Below are 21,553 nucleotides of genomic sequence, written 5' to 3'. Positions count from 1 at the left end.
TGAGTAATGAGTAGTAAGTTTTAAATCGAGGAAGGCAACTTTAGCTCGCGAACGGCTAAAGCTGCCATCTCATAATATGTTGTTACAGCACTTCTCGTTGGCTGTACGCCTTAGCTAATTCCATTAGCGCAGAAAGGTCGCCGTAAGCCTCCGGCTCCATAATCAGGGCTTGGCCCATCAGCACATTGCGGGCTTCAAGCTTGGCGCGAAGAGCAGGGTCTTCAATCTCTTCGAAATCAGCGTTGTGGGCAAGTGACAGTACCCGGCGGTGCATTTCGATACCGCAGTAAGCCAGCGCGTCCAGTCGAATTTCATCCAGCAGCGCATCGCAGGCGTCGTCTGCGCTGTTGCCCTGTTCCTCGAACAGCGCTTTGGGAAACAGAACACCGGTGCGCTCGGTTTGCCATAAGTGGCGGAACTCGGCATCAAAGCTTGTGAAGCACGCTTCAATCACATCGAGAATCCATGTCTGGTAAGCGGCCAGCTCGCTTTCTTGACGGTGGGCAGGCTGGCTAAAGTACGCCATTAGGAAGTTGGCCACGGCCATCCCCAGATCAAACGCCATCGGCCCATACTGGGAGAACTCAGGGTCGATCACGCGAACGTCGGTATCAGTCGCCATGATCGAGCCCGAGTGCAAATCACCGTGAAGCATGGTCTCGGTGTTGGCGGTGAATTTCATCAACAGCCGCTGCACCTTGGCTTTTAGGCGAGCGTTGCGGCGCAGCTCATCCACCACCGGTGAAAGCTCCGGCGTGTGGTGATTCATTTCAGCGGCGTAATAGGGGTCGGTAAACACCAGCGACTCGGTAATCGCGGGAATCGCCACGTTGCCAGAAAACAGCCCCACATCCTGCTTTTTCTCAGGGCTGCTGAGCGAAAGCTCTGAGCCACGAAACGCCGTGCGCGCGCAGAATTGGCCGATAGTTTCGCCAAGCTGCGCCACTCGCTCACCAGCAATTAGCTTGCGGCGCAGAATCGTGTGCGGGTGGAGGTACTCCATTACAAACAGCGCCTGAGGCTTATCGAAGTAGTAAACCTCTGGTGCAATACCAGGTGCGCGCTTGGCTTGTCTTACCAGCGCGTAATATTCAAAGTGGGCACGGTAAATCGGCAGCGGCCAGCTTTCGCCGACCATGCGTACATAGGGAAGCGCCTGCTTCACCACAACGCTGCCTACGTCACCGGAGACAATAAACACGAGGTTGAGATTGCCGTCGCCTACCTCACGAATATCCCAGCGGGCGGGCTCGCCGCCGACTCGACTAGCGACCGCTTCAACCTCCCCAAGCCTTTGGGAAAATGTTTCAACGCTAAGGGCGCGATAATGTTGGTCAATCTCCACTGCTCGATCCTCACGAAACTCTTACGTATATTCCCGCCCGAAGACGACACTCAAACACGTTAGTTTTGAAAGGGTAACGCTTAAAGGCGGATAAGGGCACTGTTGCCGTCGCTATTAATTAATGAATCCAATCTTGCCCGCGGCTCAAGGGCAACGTGGCTTTGGCAGAATTTCTGGCCGGACAATAAGTCCACTAGGCTAGCGATTCAGGTTCAGTGCCATTAACGCAACTGGCTGTCTTTACTGCCGCGGCGGTTATAACCACTAAAATTTGACTGTTTTTTGTCTAGCTCGCTCTGACATGCTACACAGAGCCGAACGCCAGGCATCGCCTTACGGCGAGCCTCGGGAATGGGGTCCCCACACTCTTCACAAACCTCAAGACTTTCGCCCTGGGGCAGTTGGCTACGCGCACGCTGTACCGCATCGTCAAGCGTACTCTCCATTTGCTCCTGTTCGGCACCATCCTTCGCCCAACCACCTGCCATGATTGCGATCCTCGCGTCAGTAATAGGCTTTAAGCATAGCAGTCACGAGGGCCGTACACCGCTACCCCAAAAACATTATGCCCTGAGCCGCCAGCGGGCTTCTTAACTTATCGGGCAGCGGCACATCGGTCACAACTGCGTCGTAATCACCTAGTTGACCTGCTGTACAGCGCAGAGGCAGATCAAACTTGGTTTTATCTAACACCAGTACACGGTAACTGGAGTGGGCTAACAGCGCTTCACGGGCCATGGCTTCATCATCGTTATAATCATAAAGCTGACCATAGCTATCCATTCCGCCCACCGACACAATGCCTACATCGGCACGGTAACGTTGAAAAAAGCGCCAGGCATCACCGCCAATGACGTCCTGATCGCGACGGCGCACGCGACCACCGGCCACGACTAATTCGCACTTCAACTGACATAGTTTAATCAGCGCATGCAGATTATTAGTCATGATATGCAAGCCTTGCTTGTCGCTAAGCGCATCCGCCAGTTGCTCAACCGTCGTGCCGGTGCCTAGAAACAGTGCCTGATGATCTTGCACCAGGCTTGCCGCGCGGGCTGCAATTTGTCTTTTACCCGCCACATTAACAATCTGGCGCTGGTCATAGCCGATGTTCTCCTGCTCGGGAAACGGCAGCACTTCGCCCTGGCGACGCAGCACTAAGCCTTTATCGGCTAAGTAGCGAATATCACCCCGCAAGGTCTGCACCGAAACGTTAAAGAGATGTGCTAATACGTCCAACGATTGGCGGCCCTCTAAGTGAATACGCTGCAACAACAGCTGGCGACGTTCGAACTGACGCATGGAGACCTCACGACGAAACGAAAGCAAATAAAGCAGAGAACGAAAGATAAAAAGTTTCAAACGAAAGCGTACTGTCACTTTGTTGTAAGCAGATGACAGTAGCTTAGGTGGGGTTCACTCACTTGAGGTTTTCCCATGTTGAAGCGTCCTTTGTTATCTATCTCGGTTTCTGCCCTTGTTACTGCCGTCGCGGTAGCCAGTCTTGCTGCTTCTTTTCAGGCTGTTGCTAACGATAAGCTCGTGCTCTACACCAGCCAGCCCAACAGCGATGCCCAACAAACGGTGGATGCTTTTCAAGCGGCCTATCCCGACATTGAAGTGGAGTGGGTGCGCGATGGCACCACGCGGCTAATGACGCGGCTGCGTTCGGAGCTTTCAGCAGGGGTGAGCAATCCAGATGTACTGCTGATTGCCGACAGCATGACCATGGAGTCGCTCAAACAAGAAGGCCTTTTGCAGCCTTACTTAAGTGATGAGCGTCAGGCACATGACGCCGAGCTATACGACCCGGAGGGCTACTACTACGGCACCAAGCTGATCACCACTGGGATTGTGTATAACACCGGCGCTGAGCACCAGCCGCAAAGCTGGCAAGACCTGTTGGGCTCCGACTATGAGGGGCTCGTCACCATGCCCAGCCCGCTTTACTCTGGCGCAGCGTTAATCCATATGGCGGCCATCAGCGCCAATCCGGCACTGGGGGCTGACTACTACGACGCGCTGCACGCCAATCGTACCGAAGCCCAGGGCGGCAATGGTGGCGTATTCAACGCCGTGGCCGCAGGCACTAAGCCCTACGGTATCGTGGTCGACTTCTTACCCATTCGTGAAGCGGCTAAAGGCTCGCCGGTCGCGTTTGTGTTCCCTGAAGAGGGCGTCAGCGCAGTGACTGAGCCAGTGGCGATTATGCAAGACGCCAAGAATGTGGATGCCGCGCAGAAGTTTGTGGATTTCGTGCTCTCAGAACAGGGCCAAGCGCTGGTGAGCCAGCAGGGCTATCTGCCTGCGCGCCACGATGTAACGCCGCCCGAAGGCTTCCCTGCCCGCGACAGCATTACGCTGATGCCGGTGGACATTGAGCAGGCCCTGGAGCAAGAAGCAGCGCTTAAACAGCGCTTTAGCGATTTATTCGGCGGGTGATCATGACACCTGCCCTGACCTATAGCAGCCAGCATCGCTGGCTGCTTTCCAGCCTGTTAATCGGCATTGTGCTGCTTAGCCTAGTGCCCAGCGTGCGCCTGCTGATGGAGGCCTTGAGCGACCTTGCTCAAGGCCGGCAGTCTCCACTGTGGCAAGTACTCAACAGCGCCAGCACCTGGCGTGCACTCTGGCACAGCCTGTATACCTCAGGGCTTGGCATGCTGATTGCGCTGGTGCTGGGCAGCCTGTTTGCGTTTGCCATCACGCTCACCAACGTGCGTGGTAAATCGTGGCTGGTGTTCTGCTTCATGCTGCCCATGATGATTCCGCCCCAGGTGACCGCCTTAAGCTGGCTACAGCTGTTTGGGCCCGCTAGCCCGCTATTAAAAAGCATTGGCATGGCACCGCCGCTAGGCAACCCTCAACCACTCTACTCAGCGGAAGGCATTGCCTTACTGCTAGGTATCCAAAGCGCCCCGCTGGTGTTTCTGGCTCTGCGCACTAGTCTACTTTCACTGCCCCGCGAGCTTATCGAAGCCGCGCGCATTAGCGGCGCCAAGCAAACCCAGGTGTGGGGCCATATTATCCTGCCCGTTACCCGCAGCGGCTTAGTGGCCGGGGGCTCAATGGCGTTTATTTCGAGCCTGGGCAACTTCGGCATTCCCGCCATGTTGGGCATTCCTGCCGGGTATTTTGTGCTGCCCACGTTGATCTATCAGCGCATGGCCAGTTTCGGCACCGGCGTGCTGGCTGAAATGGCCGCCCTGTCACTGCTGATTGGCTTACTCGCGCTGACCGGCGTGGCACTCCAGCAGCGCCTGATGAGCCGCAGCCGCTTTGGATTAGGTGGCCATAGCGGCCGCTCGCATGATTTTACGCTTGGCCGCTGGCGCACGCTGGTAACGGCAACGCTGGTCGGCATCTTAGTGGTTATTTTAGTCGCACCGCTACTCGCCCTTATCGCCAGTTCTCTGGTGCCGGCCATGGGCGTGCCGCTTAACGCTGAAACGCTCACGTTGAACGCTTATGCCGACGTGATTGGTCGTCAGGGTGCAACGTGGCGGGCAGTCAACAATAGCCTATGGCTGGCGGGCAGTGCCGCCGTGGTGCTGATGCTGCTTAGCCTGCCGCTGGCGTATCGATTACAGCGCTTGCCCGAACGCTTGCGTGACGTAGTGCTCAGCGCGATTGAAATTCCCTACGCCCTTCCCGGCGTGGTACTGGCGATTGCCTGCATCCTGCTGTTTGTACGCCCACTGCCGATTATTAATGTGGCGCTCTACGGCACCCTGGGGCTTATTTTCATCGCCTATCTGGCGCGCTTTTTGGTGGTTTGCGTCAAGCCCGTGGCCGCCAGCTTAGCGCAGCTTGACCCGTCGCTTGAAGAAGCCGCCCAGCTAGCCGGCGCAGGCCCTTGGCGGCGGCTAGGCGGCATCGTGCTACCGCTGGTGGCACCCGCCGTGTTTGCCGGTGGGCTGCTGGTGTTCTTATTAGCCGTCAACGAACTCACTGTGTCCGCACTGCTGTGGAGCGCCGGTAACGAAACCCTCGGCGTGCTGATTTTCAATCTTGATGAAGGTGGCGAAAGCGTACTGGCCTCCGCCGTTTCAGTGCTGGTGGTGATCATGGTTGCTTCATTAATGCTGGCACTTAGTTTACTGGCGCCACGACTACCCAAAGGAGTAATCCCATGGCAGAGCTAATATGGACAGAGCTAATATGGACAAGGCTAATATGACCGGGCTAACCATTGAGCGTGTCACCAAACGCTTTGGCGAACACACCGCCGTCGATGAACTATCCCTCGCGGTTGCCCCTGGTGAGTTTGTGGCGCTTCTCGGCCCCAGCGGCTGCGGCAAAACCACCATGCTGCGCATGCTGGCAGGCTTTGAGGCGGTTAACGAAGGTACCCTGCGGTTAGGCAACCGCACGTTGGCAAGTACCGAGATTCATGTACCGCCCGAACAGCGCAATATGGCCATGGTGTTCCAGTCCTATGCGCTATGGCCGCACATGAGCGTGGCTGACAACGTGGGCTACCCGGTCAAACTGCGCGGCCTGCGCGGGGCGGCGTATCAACACAAGGTTCAGCAAGCACTCGCCTTGGTAGAGCTTGAAGCCTACGCCGAGCGTACGCCCCAGGCTCTCAGCGGCGGCCAGCGCCAACGAGTGGCCCTGGCACGCTGCCTGGTCAGCGACCCGTCCGTCGTACTGCTGGATGAGCCATTGGCCAATCTTGACCGCCACCTGCGCGCCACCATGGAGCACAGCTTCCGTGACTTTCATCAGCGCACTGGCGCTACCCTGGTCTACGTCACGCATGACCAGAGCGAGGCGATGGCACTGGCCGATAAAATCGCCGTGATGAAAGCAGGGAAGCTAGTTCAGTGGGGTGCTCCGGAGATGCTCTATCGTGAGCCGCGCACAGCGTGGGTCGCGGGATTTATAGGCCAAGGCAGCCAGCTAAACGTCGCCGCTGGCCGCCCTGGGCAGAAGCTGGAGAGCGCAAGCCTAATGCACGGCCTGAATGCCATGGCGTCCGAGCGCACTCAAACGGTACTGGTACGCCCCGAGCATATTCGGATCAGCCTCTCTGCTGCGATGGCAGACCAACTGCCCGCTCAGGTTGAAAGCGTCATTTTTCGTGGCGAGCGCTATGAGCTCAGCCTGCGTCTGCCCAGCGGCGAAACGCTGCTCGCCTATCACCACAGCGCACCTGAACTGGGTAGTCAAGTCGCTGCCACCCTTCTTCAAGGCTGGTGTCTGGAGCCCGACCAATGACCGTCAACATCGACATTCTAAGCGGCTTAGGCGACAAAGGCCCTGCCGCTATCGTGGTCGAGGCGAACGGCAAACGCCTGCTGCTGGATGCAGGTGGCGCGCTCCATCCCGGTGACACCATCACGTGGGCCAACCGTCTTGATGTAGACGCAGTGCTGATTAGTCACGATCATATCGATCATATTGGCGGTGTGGCCCACCTGCCTGACGATGTGCCGCTGTACTGCACGCCGCTGGTCGCTCAGGCGCTGCCACCTAGCCGCGCCTGGCGACCATTGCCCGAGCGCGGCTCGCTAAACGTCGCAGGCATTGACGTCACCACGGGGCAAGCCGGCCACTCGCTAGGGGGCGTATGGCTGCACTTAGCGATGGGCAACGGCGTATTTTACAGCGGCGATGCTTGCTTTGAGTCGCGGGTGTTCCCGTTCGATACGCCGCCCAAAGCCGCCACTGCACTACTTGACGGCTCTTACGGCAGCTACGATGCCCCGCAAGCAGTGTGCTATCAGCAGCTGCGCCAGCAGCTTCATCGTCCGCTCGCGCTCCCCGTTCCCACCTCCGGTCGCGCATTGGAGCTGGCGCTATGGCTTAGCCAGCTAGCCCTGCAACAGGGAATAAGTTTGGCGATTGATCCAGCAATACGACGTGCCTTGGCAAGCCTGCTTGCTCAGCCTGTCACGCTAAGACGCCCGGGCATCGATGCCGCCATTGCCCGCGTTTTGACAGGTAAGAATGACCAAAATGCCACGCTTCAACTGATTAGCGACCGCGATGACACGCCAGATCAGTGGCCCCATCATCATCTACTGCATACCGGCTATTTAACGCCCGAACGCTGCGCCCAGCTCGCCGCAGGCAAGATAAGCGCGCAGCGCTGGAATGTGCACCTGCGTGCCTCGCACCTGGTGGCACTCACCGATCAGTTAGGCGCTACCCAGACCGTTCCGCTATTTACTCAGCTTACTGATCATGAATTGAACACGTGGAGCAGGCTGCTGGGTAAGCGCCTCTGTAAGACTCGCCGACTTAAAGCCGATGCGCGCTCAGCCACTTTTTCGCCACTAAGGAGTTTTGCATGTCCGCAGTAATTGTTGATGTTGACGGTACCCTTGCCGAGTTTCATCCGCACCAGGTCAGCGACTGGGTGCTGGGTAGCCAAAAACAGTGGGAACCCTTCTTCGCCCATATGGCCGAGGCGCCGGTCATTGAGCCGGTTGTCAGGCTGGTGAAAATGCTTAAGGCACAAGGTCAGCAGATTGTGATTTGCAGCGGCCGGCCGGATAGCCACAGAGCGCATACCCAGCGCTGGCTAGAGCGCCACACCATCCCTTTCGATGCCATGTACCTACGCCCTGAGGGCGATGATCATGTGGATGATGAAGAGGTAAAAGCTGCACTTCTCAATCAAATGCGCCGCGACGGCTTCGCCCCCTGGCTGGTGCTGGATGACCGCGATGCCGTGGTCACCCAGTGGCGCGCACTCGGGCTTACCTGCCTACAGTGCGCGCCGGGGGATTTCTAAGCGTGTGCCAAACTGGCGCGATGCTGCCACAACAGTACCGCCAAGGGCACCAGCGCAGCGGGGATCAACAGTAGGTTAAGCGTCGCCCATCCCAAGCTGCTGACCAAAGGTCCTGCGAGCAACGCAGTGATGGCGGCGGTGCCAAACACTAAAAACTCGTTGGCGGCCTGTGTCCGCGCCTTGTCTACCGGGCGGTAGCTTTCAGTGAGCAGCCCGGTAGCGGGTAGGAACGTAAAGTTCCAGCCCAAACCCAGCAGAATCAGCGCCACGTTGAAACCGGCTAAACCGATCCCCCACTGGGCAACCAACGCACTGGCCACCAGCAGCAGGCAGCCTGCCACAATGACCTGCTTGGCGCCGAAGCGGGCGGCCAAATGGCCGGTGAAGAACGAGGGTAAAAACATCGCCACCACGTGCCACTGAATGGTCATTGAAACGTGGTTAAAGTGGTGCCCAGCCCCTGCCATGGCAAGCGGTGTGGCCGTCATGGCCAGGTTCATCACACCGTAACCGACCATCGCCGCGCTCACCGCCACAATGAAGCCGGGCTGGCGGAGTATCTTACCCAGCGGCAGCGGGGTGCCTTCACCATGAGTGCGCGAGGCGGGCGGTAATCTTGTTAGCATTAACACCACTAACGCCAATGCGTAGAGCGCGGCCAAGCCCACAAAACTCGCCAAAAAGGGTACGTCGCCAAGCTCACGACTCACCCTTGCTAGCCACGGCCCAGCAAAGGCAGCCAGCACACCACCGCCCATCACCAAACCAATCGCTCGATCACGTAGCTTGGCGGGTGCCGCTTCCACCGCGGCAAAGCGATACAGCTGGCCAAAGCCAATGCCGATACCAATCAACCATGTTGCCAGCAAGAACAACCCAAAACGCTGGCTCATCAACGCTTGCACGGCGACCAGCGCGCCCACCAACCCAACGATGTTACCCAGTATAAAGCCGCGTTTACGGCCCAGCCTGGCCATGATGAGCGAGGCAGGAATGGTGGCGCACATTAGCCCCAGCCACTGGGTGGCAACCGGCGCGGTCGACCATGACGTGCTCGGGGCCAAGGAAGCCCCGATCAGCGGCGAGACGGCAATCAACAAAACGTTGCCGGTAACCAGCAATGCTTGGCAAAGTGATAATAGGGTGACGGTCAGAGGCATAAGACACTCTCCTGATGAGACGTGGCATGGGAAGACGCAAAGCGTTGGCGATAGACCGAGGGTGATACGCCATAGTAGCGCTGAAACTGGCGGCGCAGCTGCTCCGCGCCGCCCAGCCGCCAGCGCTGTGCCAAGCGGTCAAGGGATAAATTTTCGCGCTCGTTGAGCAGCGCCAAGCGCGCTTGTTCAAGGCGTAGTTGGGTAAGGTAAGCGCCGGGCGTGGTATTTAAGTAGCGTCTAAACAGCCGGGTAAGATGGCGTGGAGAGACCGCCATCAGCTCAGCCATGCTCTCAAGCCCATGATCCACGCTGGGATCGGCGTGAAGTTGATCCAGCAAGCGGCGCAGTGGCCCCACAGCCTGCTGGCGGCGCAGTATCTCGCTGAACTGCGACTGCCCGCCGGGGCGGTGCAAAAACACCACCAGTTCGCGGGCTACCCGCCCGGCAAGTTCGGCACCGTGATCCGCCTCTACCAACGACAGCGCCAAATCAATCCCCGCCGTTACGCCTGCGCTGGTGTAGCGACCGTTGCTTTCGCTATACAGCGCATCGGGCTCGACACTAAGCGCGGGGTACTCCTCGGCTAATTGCTCGGCATGGCGCCAATGGGTGGTAACGCGACAGCCATCCAGCAACCCTGCAGCGGCTAATAGAAATGCCCCAGAGCAGATCGACCCAAGCCGCCGTACCGTTGGGGCGACCTCACAAAGCACCTGCTTCACTTCGGCCATGTCACGCTGGTGCATTACACCACTGCCACCCGCCACCAACAGCGTATCCAGAGGCTGTAAACCCTTAAGTTGGTGGTAGGTGTGTGTAGCATGCACGGCTAAGCCGCCGTTGGTGGTAACCGGGCCAACGGCATCGGCGACCAGCGTCAACTGATAGAGCGGCTGGGGGCTTAACGCATTGGCGCTGGCGAAGACCTGCCAGGGACCGCTGACGTCCAGCAGTTGGCAGTCGGGGTAGGCAAATAGGGCAACATGGCGAGTCACGATCTCTCTCCGCTAATAGGATACTAAAGCATTAGAGAGAGTGTCAGCGCTGCGACTTATGTCGGCAAGGACCATTACCCCACCGATAGGGACAAATCTAACCGGTATGCTCTAGCGGTCCCTCCATACGCCGCACGCTAGAAACGAAGTCGCTAAAGCGTTCGCCTTGAATCAACACGTGGTCGCTCAATGCTTGCTGCGCCGCCAAAGAATCACCCTTCTCAATCGCTTCTACGATAGTTTTATGCTCGCTCAGCGAGCTATGCACCCGCTGGCGCACCTGCAGCTGCAGGCGCCGGTAGGGCTTTAGGCGTTGCTTTAACTGACGCGCTTCGCTAGCCAAAAAAGTATTGTGGCTGGCGGCGTAAATGCAGTCGTGAAAGCCTTCATTCTCATAATAATACTCGTCGCTATCACCGGCTAAAGCAGCCGCTTCGCACCGCCGATGCGCGTCACGTAGTGCCGTCAGTTCCTGATCGGTGATCCGGCGGGCCGCGAGGCGGCCGCACATTCCTTCAAGCTCGGCCATGACTTCAAACATTTCGATCAACTGGTCGATTCCGACTTTTGCCACAAAGGTGCCTTTCTTGGGTGACACCGTTACCAACCCGCTGGCAACCAACTGCTGAAAAGCCTCACGCACCGGCGTTCGCGAGACCTGAAACGCCTGCCCTAGGGCCTCAGGGTCGAGCCGCTCTCCAGGGACACGGCGGCCATTAATGATGTCATCTTCGAGGGAATCTCTCAGTCGCTGTGCGTTTGAACGCTTAATGCCCGCCATGTTTTACCTCCTGAATCGTGGCTTATTTCACGCATTTAAAAAGGCCATGTAGTTGACATTAGCACAGTTAACCGCTATTGAAATATATATCAGCTTGCCTGATGAACATACAAAAGCTTATCCAAAAACATAACAACAAGTGTTGGAGATGCCACATGAAACGCTATTTGATCCCTACCGCGGCTGCACTAGGTCTTGCTATCGCGGCTTCTCATGCCTCTGCGGATACCGTACTGCGCGCCTCGCACCAATTCCCCGGCGGCCAGGGGGATGTGCGCGATGAAATGGTTCAACTCATGGCCCGCGAAGTAGCCGCCGCGGACGTCGGTCTGACCATCGAAGTTTACCCTGGCCAATCGCTGTTCAAAGCACGCGAGCAGTGGGGAGCGCTGGCGAGAGGCCGCTTGGATATCACATCACTACCGCTTGATTACGCCAGCGGCCGCCACCCGGAGTTTTCTGCCACGCTGATGCCGGGCCTAGTGCGCAACCAAGCACATGCCCAGCGCCTGAATGACTCCGAATATATGCGGCTCATCAAAGACGTTATTTTAGAAGGCGGCGGGCGCGTACTTGCCGACGCCTGGTTGTCTGGCGGCTTTGCCTCAAGCGAGCAGTGCATTACATCACCTGAAAGCGTGAGCGGTCAGAACATTCGTGCGGCAGGTCCTGCGTTTGAAGAGATGCTGGAAGAGGCAGGTGCATCCATCGCCTCAATGCCCTCCTCTGAAATTTATACCGCCATGCAAACCGGTGTGCTGGAGGCTGCCAACACGTCCTCCATGTCATTCATCTCCTTTCGCCTGTATGAGCAGGTTGAATGTTTGACCCAGCCAGGTGACTTCGCACTGTGGTTTATGTACGAGCCAATTTTGATCTCGGAGCAAGTGTGGCAGGGGCTGAACGAAGAGCAGCAAACGGCACTAATGGAAGCTGGCAAATCGGCACAGGACTTCTTCGCCGACGCCGCGGCGGCAATTGATCAAGAAATGGTCGACCTCTACGAAGAAAATGGCGTTGAAGTCGTCAGCATGAGCGAAGAAGACTACAACGCTTGGCTTGATATCGCCCGCGAGACCTCCTACAAAAACTTTGCTGAGAACGTGCCTAATGGCCAAGCCATTATCGATGCGGCTCTCGCCGTTGAGTAAGCAACGGGTTAACGCCTAATAGCTCGGCCACTCCGCCAGGCGTGGCCGCCTTATGATGCTTGCTCAGCCGGATGAATGAATATGGCAACCACCACTCACGAACCCTCCTCACGCGGGGGCATTCTTGGCGGCTACATTCGCGCCATGGACGTGCTTTCTCGCTGTTCTGCCTACTTAGCCAGCGCGATGTTTATTGCTGGCGTGCTGGTTATCTGCCAGATGGTCTTTGTGCGCTACGTATTGGGAATGAGCACCAGTTGGCAGACCGAGTTCACCATTTTCTCGGTCACAGGGGCAATGCTAATGGGTAGCCCCTACGTTTTAATGACCGGTGGCCACGTCGCGATCACGATTGTACCCGACGCGCTGGGTGGCATTGCGCGCACGGCGATGCGCCTAGTCGCCGCGCTATTTGGTTTAGGTTTCTGCGCCGCGCTCGCCTATGCCAGCTGGGTCTATGTTCTTGAAGCCATCCACGGCGACTGGACCACGGGCTCGGTATGGAACCCGCCGCTATGGCCGGCACTGCTGCCAATGGCCGTCGGCGCGACCCTTCTATCACTTCAGTATGTGGCTGAAATATTGCGTGGGGAGGATTGAGCATGGATCCCATTACACTAGGCATTATTGTCGCCATCGCGCTGATTGTACTCATGGCCATTGGCACCCCTATCGCGTTTGCCCTTGGCGGGGTATCGCTGCTGGCGCTGCTCTACGACCGGGGCCTTTCCGAACTTACCTACTTCGGGGAAACCTTTTTTGACCGCATTGCGGAGTTTGGTTTTGTCGCCATTCCCATGTTTATTTTGATGGGCGCTGCGGTGGCATCCTCGCCCACGGGGCGTGACCTTTATCGCTCGCTGGATCTGTGGATGGGTAAGCTGCCCGGCGGCTTGGCCGTTTCAAATATCGGCGCCTGTTCGATTTTTGCCGCACTTTCAGGCTCGTCACCGGCGACCTGTGCGGCGATAGGTAAAATGGGCATTCCTGAAATGCGCAAACGCGGCTACCCCGACGGCGTTGCGGCGGGCTGTATTGCGGCAGGCGGCACGTTGGGGATTTTGATTCCGCCGTCGGTCACCATGATCATCTACGGAATTTCCACCGAAACCTCGATCGGACGACTGTTTATTGCCGGTGTGGTGCCGGGCTTTATGCTCGCAGGCCTGTTTATGATCTGGACCATGATCGCCTGCAAAAGAGCCGGGGGCTATAGCAACCCAATGGCGGAATCTGCCGAGCGGCTAAAACAAACCGTCAAGCAGAATGTCGATAGCAACATGAAGGCATTGGTACGCGTACTGCCTTTTCTAGGCGTGGTGGCGGGCATCCTATTTGCTCTCTATGGCGGTGTGGCAACACCGTCTGAGGCAGCAGGCGTGGGTGCATTCCTCTGTTTGGCACTGGCTATTCTTATCTACCGCATGTGGCAGCTGGGCCCTCTCAAACTGATCATGCGCGACTCGCTGCGCGAAAGCGTGATGATCATGCTGATTATTGCCACCGCCGAAGTGTTTGCCTACGCGCTGTCTTCAATGTTTATCACCCAGACCGTGGCGGCCGCGATTGCGAACCTGGAAGTAAACCGCTGGGTACTCATGGGGGTGATTAACCTTTTCTTGCTGGTAGCCGGCTTCTTCCTACCGCCCGTCGCCGTGATCGTGATGACCGCGCCGATTTTATTGCCGATCATTTTGGCGGCTAACTTCGACCCATACTGGTTTGCCGTCATTTTGACCATCAACCTGGAGATCGGCCTGATCACGCCACCGGTGGGCCTTAACCTATTCATTATTAAAGGCATCGCGCCGGATATCTCGCTGCGAAACATTCTGATGGGAAGCTTGCCCTACGCACTATGCATGGTGCTGGGTATCTTGCTGCTGTGCCTTTTCCCAGGCATCGCCCTGTGGCTACCTAATTTGATCATGGGTTGAGGAGCAAATAATGAACATGATGTTTCTTCAGGAGCTGTTCAACAACATCACCCAGCGTGATGCTCTGTTGCGACGCCGCCAGCCTGAGACGCTAACGCCCGACCACCGCCAGCTAGTCAAAGCCTGCCAAGCGCTGCTTGAAAGCGATGGGGAAGCCTCCAGCATTGCCTTGGCAAGTCGCGCCTTAGCGATCTATCAACGCCTTTCAGATGCTGAAAAAAGCAGCTTCTTTGCTCGCCTATCAGCTGACTTCGCGGCCGAGCCAGGCCCTATCGACGCTGCCTATGCAAGCTACCATGAGGCCCGTGACAATGACTCACTGCAACGGCTTTTCGAGGCCTGTGAGCCACGTCGTCAGGAGCTCTTCCGGCGTTTGAACCTGGCCAGCGACGGTACTTTTGAGCTGGTTAAAATGCGCGAAGACTTACTAAGATTATTACGCGAACAGCCTGAACTGGCTGCGATTGACGATGATTTTGGCCATCTATTCGGCTCTTGGTTTAACCGCGGCTTTTTGATGCTCAAGCGTATTGATTGGAACACGCCGGCCTCAATTTTAGAGAAGATTATTCGCTACGAAGCAGTCCATGAAATTCAAGACTGGAACGATTTGCGTCGACGCTTAGACGCTCGCGACCGGCGCTGCTTTGCCTTCTTCCATCCGGCGATTGGCGACGAGCCACTTATCTTTGTCGAAGTCGCGCTGCATAAGGGTCTGCCGAGCCGTATTCAGCCCATCTTATCTGGAGAGGTGTCTGGCGAGATGTCCGGCGAGAAACCTGGCAATAAAAAAGGACTCAATGATCCGGATGACGCCGATACCGCGGCGTTCTTTGGCATCAGCAACTGCCAAACGGGGCTACGCGGAATATCGTTTGGCAACTTTTTAATCAAGCAGGTGGTTCAGGAGCTATCTCAGGAACTGCCGCAGCTTAAATACTTTGTGACGCTTTCGCCGGTGCCTGGCTTCGCTCAATGGCTGCAAGCGCAGCGTGATGATGAGCAGCTGCCCCAGCCGCTGCGACAGACACTCAAAGCGCTTGAAAAACCGGCGTGGCATCAAGATAAAGCCCATGAAGAGCAGCTTAAAGCCGCGATTCGCCCGCTGGCCGCTCGCTACCTGGTGGATGAGAAAAACAGCCACGGCCTGCCGCTAAATCCGGTCGCGCGCTTTCACCTGGGCAACGGTGCTGAGCTGCACCGCATCAACTGGTTAGGCGACACGTCCGTCAAGGGGTTTCAACAGGGCGCCGGCTTAATGGTCAACTATCTATATGTGCTGGACGATATCGAGCACAACCACGAAAACTATACCGCCAAGGCCACCGTTGCCTGCTCAAATGAGGTGCGCGACCTCGCTCGTCGCGCGCGCAAACTGGCTAAGGGAGAAACAACCAAATGAGCCATAACCTATTTACAACGTTTGCCGCCAAGATGCGCGAGCGTGCTGATGCCGCGTTTATTACCACGCGCGAAGGTCGCCACTACAGTTATACCGAGGCGCTGAACATGAGCGCGCAGCTTGCCGGAGCACTAACCGAGCTTGGCGTAAAACAAGGCGATCGTGTCGCCGTCCAGGTCGATAAAAGCCCCGAAGCAATCCTGCTTTATTTAGCCTGTCTACGCATCGGCGGCGTTTATCTGCCCTTAAATACCGGCTACACCGGCGATGAGATTCGCTACTTCTTAAATGACGCCGAGCCTGCGCTGTTTGTTTGTCGGCCCAAGGCAGCAGATGAGGCGCGCGCATTGGCCGCAGACACCGGCTGCCCGGCGGTAGCCACCCTGGGCAGTATCGCAGACGGCACCTTGATGGACGACGCCCGCCAGTCAGCACCACGCGAAGATATTGTGACACTCGGCGAGCGCGATCTGGCCGCTATTTTGTATACTTCGGGAACTACCGGGCGCTCTAAAGGCGCCATGCTCACGCATAAGAACCTTGCCTCTAATGCACAAACCCTCTTAAAAGCATGGCGCTTCAGCGCGGATGATCGGTTGATTCACGCCCTTCCCATCTTTCACACCCATGGTCTATTCGTTGCCTGTAACGTCACTCTGATGGCGGGTGCTAGCATGCTTTTCCTGCCTAAGTTTGATGCCGATATCATCTTTGACGAGCTGCCCCGTGGCAGCGTGATGATGGGCGTTCCCACCTTCTATACTCGGTTAGTACAGGATGAGCGCCTAACCCCAGAAGCTACCGCCAACATGCGGTTATTCGTCTCCGGCTCAGCCCCGCTGACCGCTGAAACGCATGAAGCCTTTGAGGCTAAAACGGGCCATGCGATTCTTGAGCGCTATGGCATGACCGAAACCAATATGAATCTTTCCAATCCTTATGAAGGCGCACGCCGCGCGGGCACCGTCGGCATGCCGCTCCCCGGCGTGGAAATACGCATTACCAACCGTGAGACCGGCGATGAGGTGGCGCATGGCGAAATAGGCATGCTGCAGATTCGCGGCCCGAACGTGTTTATCGGCTACTGGCGGATGCCTGAAAAAACCCGTGAAGAGCTTCTCGATGACGGCTTTTTCATTACCGGCGATCTCGCCATGGTCGACGATCAGAGCTACGTGCATATCGTCGGCCGAGACAAAGACTTAGTGATTTCCGGTGGCTACAACGTCTACCCCAAAGAAGTCGAGCAAGTGATCGATGAGCTTGCACAGGTCGCTGAGTCAGCGGTGATTGGCTTACCCCACCCTGACTTTGGTGAGGGCGTAACGGCGGTAGTCGTGCGCCAACAAGGCGCTGATGCTAACGCAAACACGCTTGAAGAAGCGGCAGTGATCCAATATTTAGACGGGCGACTGGCCAAGTACAAGCAGCCCAAGCGGGTGTTTTTTGTCGATGAGCTGCCGCGTAATACTATGGGCAAAGTACAGAAAAATGAGCTGCGTAAGCAGTTCAATGACACCTATCGCTCGTCTTAACTGCCCGCTCTACAAGCATACTCATCCGAGCCTTTGGCCCCGCCGCGTGCGGGGCTTTTAGTAGGCCTCTTCTGGGAAAAGGAACCATTTGCTTCACTAAGTGTTAAGGTGAAACCACTTAACGAACGATGGAGCAAATCGCCTTGACTCAGCCTACCGTCACTAATGGTATAACCGCCGCCGAACTGTATCGTATAGTAAGCCAGCCATCGTCCAGCAGCGACGACGCTGCAACGATCGAGTGGCCCCAGGCGACAATCAGCCTGGATGAAACGAATCAAACACTGATTTGGGAACTTAACGATTACGGCAACTTGCCGATGACGCTTTCGCGCAGCGAAAATGAGTGGATCGCGATGGCGCCCATTGTGGCGGTGGAAAGCGTGACCAAAACCGCTGAACTGAACGACGTGCTGCTGCGTCAGGGTATTTCACTACCGTTAGCCTCTGTCGGCATTGTAGAAATCGACGGACAAGATGTTTATGTGGCCTACGGACAGCTGTTTGGCGACTCCAAGCTTGAATCCATTTGCGCTGAGCTGCACGCCACGGCCGCTGCCGCTATGGATGTCGCTGAACTGATTCAAACGCACTTCGTCTGATACCGATTAATGTACCGTCGCCTCTATGGTCACTATTGATAGGGTTAATATTGATAGCGATTAGTCGTTGTAGGGCGGCGGTGAGATAACGATATTTTTTAAAAGAGACTCTCTATGTTAAGCAAAATCATGACGGCCCTGCGCGGTAAAGCGAATGAAACCGGTCAAACCGTGGTGGATTCACAGGCACTGCGCATTTTAGACCAGGAAATTCGCGACTCGGAAAACCACCTTAGCCAATCGAAAACCGAGCTCACCCGCTTAATGGGCCAGCGCCAGTTAAACAGCAACAAAGCGGACACCTTGGAAAGCAAAGTTGCTGAGCTGGAAAAAAGCGCTGAGGCGGCACTCGATAAAGGTGAAGAAGAGCTGGCGGTGGAAGTAGCCGAGCGCATGGTCGCGCTACAGGATGATCTCGAAGCAGAGCGCGCGATCGTCAGCGAATACGATGCCAGCATCGAAAAACTGCGCGGCGCGATCCGCGGCACCGACAATCAGCTTCGCCAGCTTAAACAACAGGTTAGCGTTGTAAAAGCCACTGAGTCGGCGCAAAAAGCCCAGTCGGCCGTTGCGGCTCGTCATTCCGGCCAAAACAGCGCCATGAGCAGCGCGATGGAATCTCTTGAGCGCATCAAAGAGCGTCAGCAGCTTAACTCAGCGCAAATGAGCGCGGCGGATGAAATGGCGGCAGAAGAGAGCGGAAGCTCGCTTGAAGCGCGTCTAAAAGCGGCTGGTATTGGCGGCACACAGCGTAAAGCCGATGATGTACTAGCGCGCCTGAAAGCGAAGAAAAGCACCGCACAAGAGTAAAAGCTCATCGCTTGTATGACCAAGCTGCTGAGCAGCCGTATTCACTAACGAGGTAGGCCATGTTTGACACCCTCAAGGCACTTTTTCGCGCCAACACGCAAAAAGCCCACGAACCGAGCACAGGCCGCTCGGTAGCCGCAGGGTTGCCCACCGGCATCAGCCAGGAAGACCTCGAAGGACTGCGGCTGGATGGGCGCGTCAACATTAAGCTGATTGGCCTACGCGCCCACCAGGACGCTCTGTTTCGCTGGGATGATGACGCCTATCATCATATCGCCGCTGTCGGGCACGTTGACCTGGGGCAAGGGGCACACTTAGTGCGCTTTTACTTAGACAACGACACGTGGCTGCAGGCCAACATTGAGCATGGTCAGGTACTTGAATATAAGCTATTCGACTTTTATCGTGTTGCCCATCTGTCGGATGCCGAGTTTGACGATGTCGTAAACGGTGAAACCAAGCAGCCCGACGGCATCGGCGCGCAGACTATCGCCCTTGCTTCGACAGATGATGAGCCGCGCACCTGCAGCTATGAGCGTGCCTGGGGAAACGGCGAAAGCCTGTGGTCACCGCCAGTGATCTTTGAAGAACAGGTAATGACCACGGAAAGCATCGTGGCACGCACGGTCATACACCATGCCATGCTGTACGAGCGCACAATACAAGATACTGAGCGCATGGAGTATGTACTGCTAAGCGCTGAAAACGATGGTGAAGGTGGCTATATGCTGGTGCAAAACGTCGGTGTCGATGTAGCCTCCGTCGACATTGATGCGGTGTAACCCGCTCGATAATTTTACAATCTAAACAAGCCTCTCGAAGGAAATAAGTACCATGGTAAATTACCTCTACGGCCTGCCGTCATTTTTGGCATACCTAGTGACCGCGATCGTTCTGTTAGCCGCTTTTATGTACTGCTACAGCCGTATTACGCCGCACAACGAGTGGGCGCTGATTCGGGCAGGCAATGCCGCTGCGGCCTCTGCTTACGGCGGCTCCATTCTAGGTTTTACCATTCCGCTGTATGGCGCAATGGCGCACTCGATCAACTTTATCGATTTTGTGCTTTGGGGCGTCGTGGCCTTTATCGTCCAGTTGGCAACCTTCTTCGCGGTTAAGCTATTTTTGCGTAAGCAGGGTGAAAGTCTTTCTCAGCACATCACCGAAGGTCATCAGGCTTACGGTATTTTAATGGCAAGCGTAGCCGTGGCCGTTGGCTTGCTCAACGCCGCTTCGATGACTTGGTAATGATGGCATAGCAAAGGAGAAAGCCGGTATGTCTACACAAGATCGCACCCCGCATTTGCCACGTCGTAAGCGTAGTGGTCGCCTTACCTTAGCGATGATGGGTGCCAGCGCGTTTGGTCTCACCGCCTGTGGTCAGCCGCCTCAAGAAGAACAAATCACTGAAGTCGACTTCGATGAGCCGAAAAGCTTTCAGAGCGTCGATGAGTGCGTTGCAGAGAATGTTTATACGCGCAGTGCCTGCGAAGATTCCTACAAGGCTTCCTTAGAAGCGGTGCCGCGTTATAACACGCTTGAAGAATGTGAAGCGGAAAACGGCGAAGGCGCTTGCGCCGCACCCACTGAAGAACAGTCCCAAGCCGCCACTGGCAGCACGGGTGGCAGCTGGTTTATGCCCGCCATGATGGGTTATATGGTCGGCAGCATGATGTCCAACACTAGCCGTGGTCGTTCCTTTGAGCGGGTTTACCAAGAGCCGGTATACCGCAACCGCCAGAACCAGGGCAACTGGAACACCGCCTCTAACCAAGCCACGCAGCGCGTATCTCAGCGCAACGAGTCAATGCGTAGCTCTGTGGCCCAGAATCGCCAGGCCGCGTCTCAGCGCAGAGGCTTTGGCTCGCGCTCTTCGGCGCGGGGTGGCTGGGGCTCCTAGCCATCAGCGGATACGACTATGCTACGAATCGATATCCCTGAACGCAAAGAATGGAAAGCCCTGGCACAAGAGCTGGGGTTTCATTTTCATACGATTGACGGGGAGCCCTACTGGAAAGAAGACGCCTACTATCAGTTCACCATGGAACAGGTGGAAAGAGATATTGAAGCGCCTACTGAAGCGGTGCATGAGATGTGCATGGAGCTGGTCGATAAAGTCTGCCACTCCAATGCACTTATGCAGCGTTTGGCTCTACCCGAGCACATGTGGGACAGCATCCATAACTCATGGACATCAGGCCAGCCGCATCTTTATGGACGGATGGACTTTGCCTACTCCGGCGACGGCCCGGCCAAGCTACTGGAACTCAATTACGACACGCCCACCTCGCTTTACGAAGCCGGTTTTTTTCAGTGGGTGTGGCTTGAACAGGCGATTGCTCAAGGCATTCTGCCGCGCCACGCCGACCAGTACAATTCGATTCAAGAACGGCTGATCAATGCCATGGCACACCTTGGCGATCGCCTGGACGCACGCACGCTGTATTTTTCCTGCATCAAAGATAACGCCGAAGAGCGTGCCACCGTGCACTATTTACAGGATGTGGCCGTACAGGCGGGCCTGAACGCACCGTTTATCTTCACCGAAGATATCGGGCTACAGCCCGGTGCCGAGCACTTTGTTGATTTAGATGACCAGCCTATCCACGCGCTGTTCAAACTCTACCCGTGGGAAGAGATGGCCGATGATGCCTTTGGCGAGGCTATTCCGCAGTTGAACACGCACTGGTTTGAGCCCCCCTGGAAAGCCATCCTGTCTAACAAAGGTATTTTGCCGCTCTTGTGGGAGCATTTTGAAGGCCACCCCAACCTGCTTCCGGCGTTTTTCGAGAATGCCAGCAGTCCACCGCTGCCAGCGGGCTGGGTGCGCAAGCCGTTCTTCTCACGGGAAGGCAGTAATGTAGAACTGATTACCCCAGCCGGCCAGCATGAAGCCGTGGGCGGCCCGTATACCGACAGCCCTTGGATTCGCCAGGCGTACCATCCGATGCCGCGCTTTGGTGACAACCACGCCTTAATTGGCAGTTGGGTCGTCGGTGACCGCGCCTGCGGCATGGGGATACGCGAAGACGTAGGGCGCATCACTAAAGATTCCTCCTGCTTTGTGCCCCACGCGATCGTTTAATCTGT

Annotated in this window: 22 protein-coding genes; 16 read left to right on the top strand and 6 right to left on the bottom strand. The window is 56.5% G+C overall.

What is annotated here, in order from left to right:
• Positions 1-82: 82 nt before the first annotated feature.
• From mtnK to CIK78_RS04800, 3 genes are all read right to left on the bottom strand, one after another.
• Positions 83-1,345, bottom strand: a complete 1,263-nt coding sequence (gene mtnK / locus CIK78_RS04810; protein WP_096277743.1) for an S-methyl-5-thioribose kinase — start codon at positions 1,343-1,345, stop codon at positions 83-85.
• Between the two features lie 221 nt (positions 1,346-1,566).
• A complete protein-coding gene (locus tag CIK78_RS04805) occupies positions 1,567-1,833 on the bottom strand; it encodes a DksA/TraR family C4-type zinc finger protein (protein ID WP_096277741.1) in 267 nt (88 codons plus the stop codon).
• A gap of 61 nt (positions 1,834-1,894) precedes the next feature.
• The gene (locus tag CIK78_RS04800; protein WP_096277739.1) at positions 1,895-2,647 is read right to left on the bottom strand and encodes a DeoR/GlpR family DNA-binding transcription regulator; all 753 of its coding nucleotides are present in this window, start codon (positions 2,645-2,647) and stop codon (positions 1,895-1,897) included.
• Between the two features lie 135 nt (positions 2,648-2,782).
• Here CIK78_RS04800 and CIK78_RS04795 point away from each other — a divergent pair, with 135 nt between their 5' ends.
• Genes CIK78_RS04795 through CIK78_RS04775 form a run of 5 tightly spaced genes read left to right on the top strand, consistent with a single transcriptional unit; the run spans position 2,783 to position 8,090 of the window.
• Positions 2,783-3,787: an ABC transporter substrate-binding protein gene (locus tag CIK78_RS04795; protein WP_096277737.1), complete on the top strand. Its 1,005-nt coding sequence runs from the start codon at positions 2,783-2,785 to the stop codon at positions 3,785-3,787.
• Positions 3,788-3,789: 2 nt separating this feature from the next.
• On the top strand, positions 3,790-5,490 hold the full coding sequence (locus CIK78_RS04790) for an iron ABC transporter permease (protein WP_096277735.1): 1,701 nt from the start codon (positions 3,790-3,792) through the stop codon (positions 5,488-5,490).
• A gap of 31 nt (positions 5,491-5,521) precedes the next feature.
• Entirely contained in the window at positions 5,522-6,568 is a 1,047-nt protein-coding gene (locus CIK78_RS04785) for an ABC transporter ATP-binding protein (protein WP_096282263.1), read from the top strand.
• A complete protein-coding gene (locus CIK78_RS04780; RefSeq protein ID WP_096277733.1) occupies positions 6,565-7,656 on the top strand; it encodes an MBL fold metallo-hydrolase in 1,092 nt (363 codons plus the stop codon). Before CIK78_RS04785 ends, CIK78_RS04780 begins: the two co-directional genes overlap by 4 nt.
• Positions 7,644-8,090: an HAD family acid phosphatase gene (locus CIK78_RS04775; protein ID WP_096277731.1), complete on the top strand. Its 447-nt coding sequence runs from the start codon at positions 7,644-7,646 to the stop codon at positions 8,088-8,090. Before CIK78_RS04780 ends, CIK78_RS04775 begins: the two co-directional genes overlap by 13 nt.
• Here CIK78_RS04775 and CIK78_RS04770 read toward each other — a convergent pair.
• The 3 genes from CIK78_RS04770 to CIK78_RS04760 form a co-directional block, all read right to left on the bottom strand.
• Positions 8,087-9,250, bottom strand: coding sequence for an MFS transporter (locus CIK78_RS04770; protein WP_096277729.1), 1,164 nt, complete (start codon positions 9,248-9,250; stop codon positions 8,087-8,089). The two genes, CIK78_RS04775 and CIK78_RS04770, sit on opposite strands and share 4 nt — an antisense overlap.
• Positions 9,241-10,245, bottom strand: coding sequence for a helix-turn-helix domain-containing protein (locus tag CIK78_RS04765; RefSeq protein ID WP_096277727.1), 1,005 nt, complete (start codon positions 10,243-10,245; stop codon positions 9,241-9,243). The genes CIK78_RS04770 and CIK78_RS04765 overlap by 10 nt, the downstream gene beginning before the upstream one ends.
• 97 nt (positions 10,246-10,342) lie before the next feature.
• Positions 10,343-11,026 carry a GntR family transcriptional regulator gene (locus CIK78_RS04760; protein WP_096277725.1) on the bottom strand — a complete coding sequence of 228 codons (684 nt, stop codon included), beginning with the start codon at positions 11,024-11,026 and terminating at the stop codon, positions 10,343-10,345.
• Positions 11,027-11,181: 155 nt separating this feature from the next.
• Here CIK78_RS04760 and dctP point away from each other — a divergent pair, with 155 nt between their 5' ends.
• The 11 genes from dctP (at position 11,182) to CIK78_RS04705 (ending at position 21,548) form a co-directional block, all read left to right on the top strand.
• Positions 11,182-12,177 (top strand): TRAP transporter substrate-binding protein DctP, encoded by a 996-nt coding sequence (gene dctP, locus CIK78_RS04755; protein WP_096277723.1) that lies wholly within the window; start codon positions 11,182-11,184, stop codon positions 12,175-12,177.
• A gap of 81 nt (positions 12,178-12,258) precedes the next feature.
• Positions 12,259-12,777 carry a TRAP transporter small permease gene (locus CIK78_RS04750; protein WP_096282262.1) on the top strand — a complete coding sequence of 173 codons (519 nt, stop codon included), beginning with the start codon at positions 12,259-12,261 and terminating at the stop codon, positions 12,775-12,777.
• A 2-nt stretch (positions 12,778-12,779) separates the two neighbouring features.
• Complete coding sequence (locus CIK78_RS04745; RefSeq protein WP_096277721.1) at positions 12,780-14,114, top strand: TRAP transporter large permease; 1,335 nt, start codon at positions 12,780-12,782, stop codon at positions 14,112-14,114.
• Positions 14,115-14,124: 10 nt separating this feature from the next.
• The gene (locus CIK78_RS04740) at positions 14,125-15,516 is read left to right on the top strand and encodes a malonyl-CoA decarboxylase (protein ID WP_096277719.1); all 1,392 of its coding nucleotides are present in this window, start codon (positions 14,125-14,127) and stop codon (positions 15,514-15,516) included.
• Complete coding sequence (locus CIK78_RS04735) at positions 15,513-17,051, top strand: malonyl-CoA synthase (RefSeq protein ID WP_096277717.1); 1,539 nt, start codon at positions 15,513-15,515, stop codon at positions 17,049-17,051. Before CIK78_RS04740 ends, CIK78_RS04735 begins: the two co-directional genes overlap by 4 nt.
• Before the next feature lie 143 nt (positions 17,052-17,194).
• Complete coding sequence (locus CIK78_RS04730; RefSeq protein ID WP_225734159.1) at positions 17,195-17,653, top strand: DUF2170 family protein; 459 nt, start codon at positions 17,195-17,197, stop codon at positions 17,651-17,653.
• Between the two features lie 114 nt (positions 17,654-17,767).
• On the top strand, positions 17,768-18,463 hold the full coding sequence (locus tag CIK78_RS04725) for a PspA/IM30 family protein (RefSeq protein ID WP_096277713.1): 696 nt from the start codon (positions 17,768-17,770) through the stop codon (positions 18,461-18,463).
• Between the two features lie 59 nt (positions 18,464-18,522).
• A complete protein-coding gene (locus CIK78_RS04720; RefSeq protein WP_096277711.1) occupies positions 18,523-19,245 on the top strand; it encodes a DUF2491 family protein in 723 nt (240 codons plus the stop codon).
• A 52-nt stretch (positions 19,246-19,297) separates the two neighbouring features.
• Positions 19,298-19,711 carry a DUF350 domain-containing protein gene (locus tag CIK78_RS04715; protein WP_096277709.1) on the top strand — a complete coding sequence of 138 codons (414 nt, stop codon included), beginning with the start codon at positions 19,298-19,300 and terminating at the stop codon, positions 19,709-19,711.
• A gap of 28 nt (positions 19,712-19,739) precedes the next feature.
• Positions 19,740-20,363 carry a DUF1190 domain-containing protein gene (locus CIK78_RS04710; protein ID WP_096277707.1) on the top strand — a complete coding sequence of 208 codons (624 nt, stop codon included), beginning with the start codon at positions 19,740-19,742 and terminating at the stop codon, positions 20,361-20,363.
• An 18-nt stretch (positions 20,364-20,381) separates the two neighbouring features.
• Positions 20,382-21,548, top strand: coding sequence for a glutathionylspermidine synthase family protein (locus CIK78_RS04705; RefSeq protein WP_096277705.1), 1,167 nt, complete (start codon positions 20,382-20,384; stop codon positions 21,546-21,548).
• Positions 21,549-21,553 lie beyond the last annotated feature (5 nt).

Source organism: Halomonas sp. JB37 (assembly GCF_002332255.1).
GTDB lineage: Bacteria > Pseudomonadota > Gammaproteobacteria > Pseudomonadales > Halomonadaceae > Vreelandella > Vreelandella casei.
This window is presented reverse-complemented; position numbering and strand designations above follow the sequence as displayed.

Coding starts and splice junctions, on each gene's coding strand:
- CIK78_RS04705 (WP_096277705.1), top strand. CDS start 20,382: ATGCTACGAATCGATATCCCTGAACGCAAAGAATGGAAAGCCCTGGCA.
- CIK78_RS04715 (WP_096277709.1), top strand. CDS start 19,298: ATGGTAAATTACCTCTACGGCCTGCCGTCATTTTTGGCATACCTAGTG.
- CIK78_RS04790 (WP_096277735.1), top strand. CDS start 3,790: ATGACACCTGCCCTGACCTATAGCAGCCAGCATCGCTGGCTGCTTTCC.
- CIK78_RS04735 (WP_096277717.1), top strand. CDS start 15,513: ATGAGCCATAACCTATTTACAACGTTTGCCGCCAAGATGCGCGAGCGT.
- CIK78_RS04760 (WP_096277725.1), bottom strand. CDS start 11,026: ATGGCGGGCATTAAGCGTTCAAACGCACAGCGACTGAGAGATTCCCTC.
- CIK78_RS04745 (WP_096277721.1), top strand. CDS start 12,780: ATGGATCCCATTACACTAGGCATTATTGTCGCCATCGCGCTGATTGTA.
- CIK78_RS04750 (WP_096282262.1), top strand. CDS start 12,259: ATGGCAACCACCACTCACGAACCCTCCTCACGCGGGGGCATTCTTGGC.
- CIK78_RS04780 (WP_096277733.1), top strand. CDS start 6,565: ATGACCGTCAACATCGACATTCTAAGCGGCTTAGGCGACAAAGGCCCT.
- CIK78_RS04795 (WP_096277737.1), top strand. CDS start 2,783: ATGTTGAAGCGTCCTTTGTTATCTATCTCGGTTTCTGCCCTTGTTACT.
- CIK78_RS04805 (WP_096277741.1), bottom strand. CDS start 1,833: ATGGCAGGTGGTTGGGCGAAGGATGGTGCCGAACAGGAGCAAATGGAG.
- CIK78_RS04800 (WP_096277739.1), bottom strand. CDS start 2,647: ATGCGTCAGTTCGAACGTCGCCAGCTGTTGTTGCAGCGTATTCACTTA.
- CIK78_RS04740 (WP_096277719.1), top strand. CDS start 14,125: ATGAACATGATGTTTCTTCAGGAGCTGTTCAACAACATCACCCAGCGT.
- CIK78_RS04775 (WP_096277731.1), top strand. CDS start 7,644: ATGTCCGCAGTAATTGTTGATGTTGACGGTACCCTTGCCGAGTTTCAT.
- CIK78_RS04720 (WP_096277711.1), top strand. CDS start 18,523: ATGTTTGACACCCTCAAGGCACTTTTTCGCGCCAACACGCAAAAAGCC.
- CIK78_RS04710 (WP_096277707.1), top strand. CDS start 19,740: ATGTCTACACAAGATCGCACCCCGCATTTGCCACGTCGTAAGCGTAGT.
- dctP (WP_096277723.1), top strand. CDS start 11,182: ATGAAACGCTATTTGATCCCTACCGCGGCTGCACTAGGTCTTGCTATC.
- CIK78_RS04770 (WP_096277729.1), bottom strand. CDS start 9,250: ATGCCTCTGACCGTCACCCTATTATCACTTTGCCAAGCATTGCTGGTT.
- CIK78_RS04785 (WP_096282263.1), top strand. CDS start 5,522: ATGACCGGGCTAACCATTGAGCGTGTCACCAAACGCTTTGGCGAACAC.
- CIK78_RS04725 (WP_096277713.1), top strand. CDS start 17,768: ATGTTAAGCAAAATCATGACGGCCCTGCGCGGTAAAGCGAATGAAACC.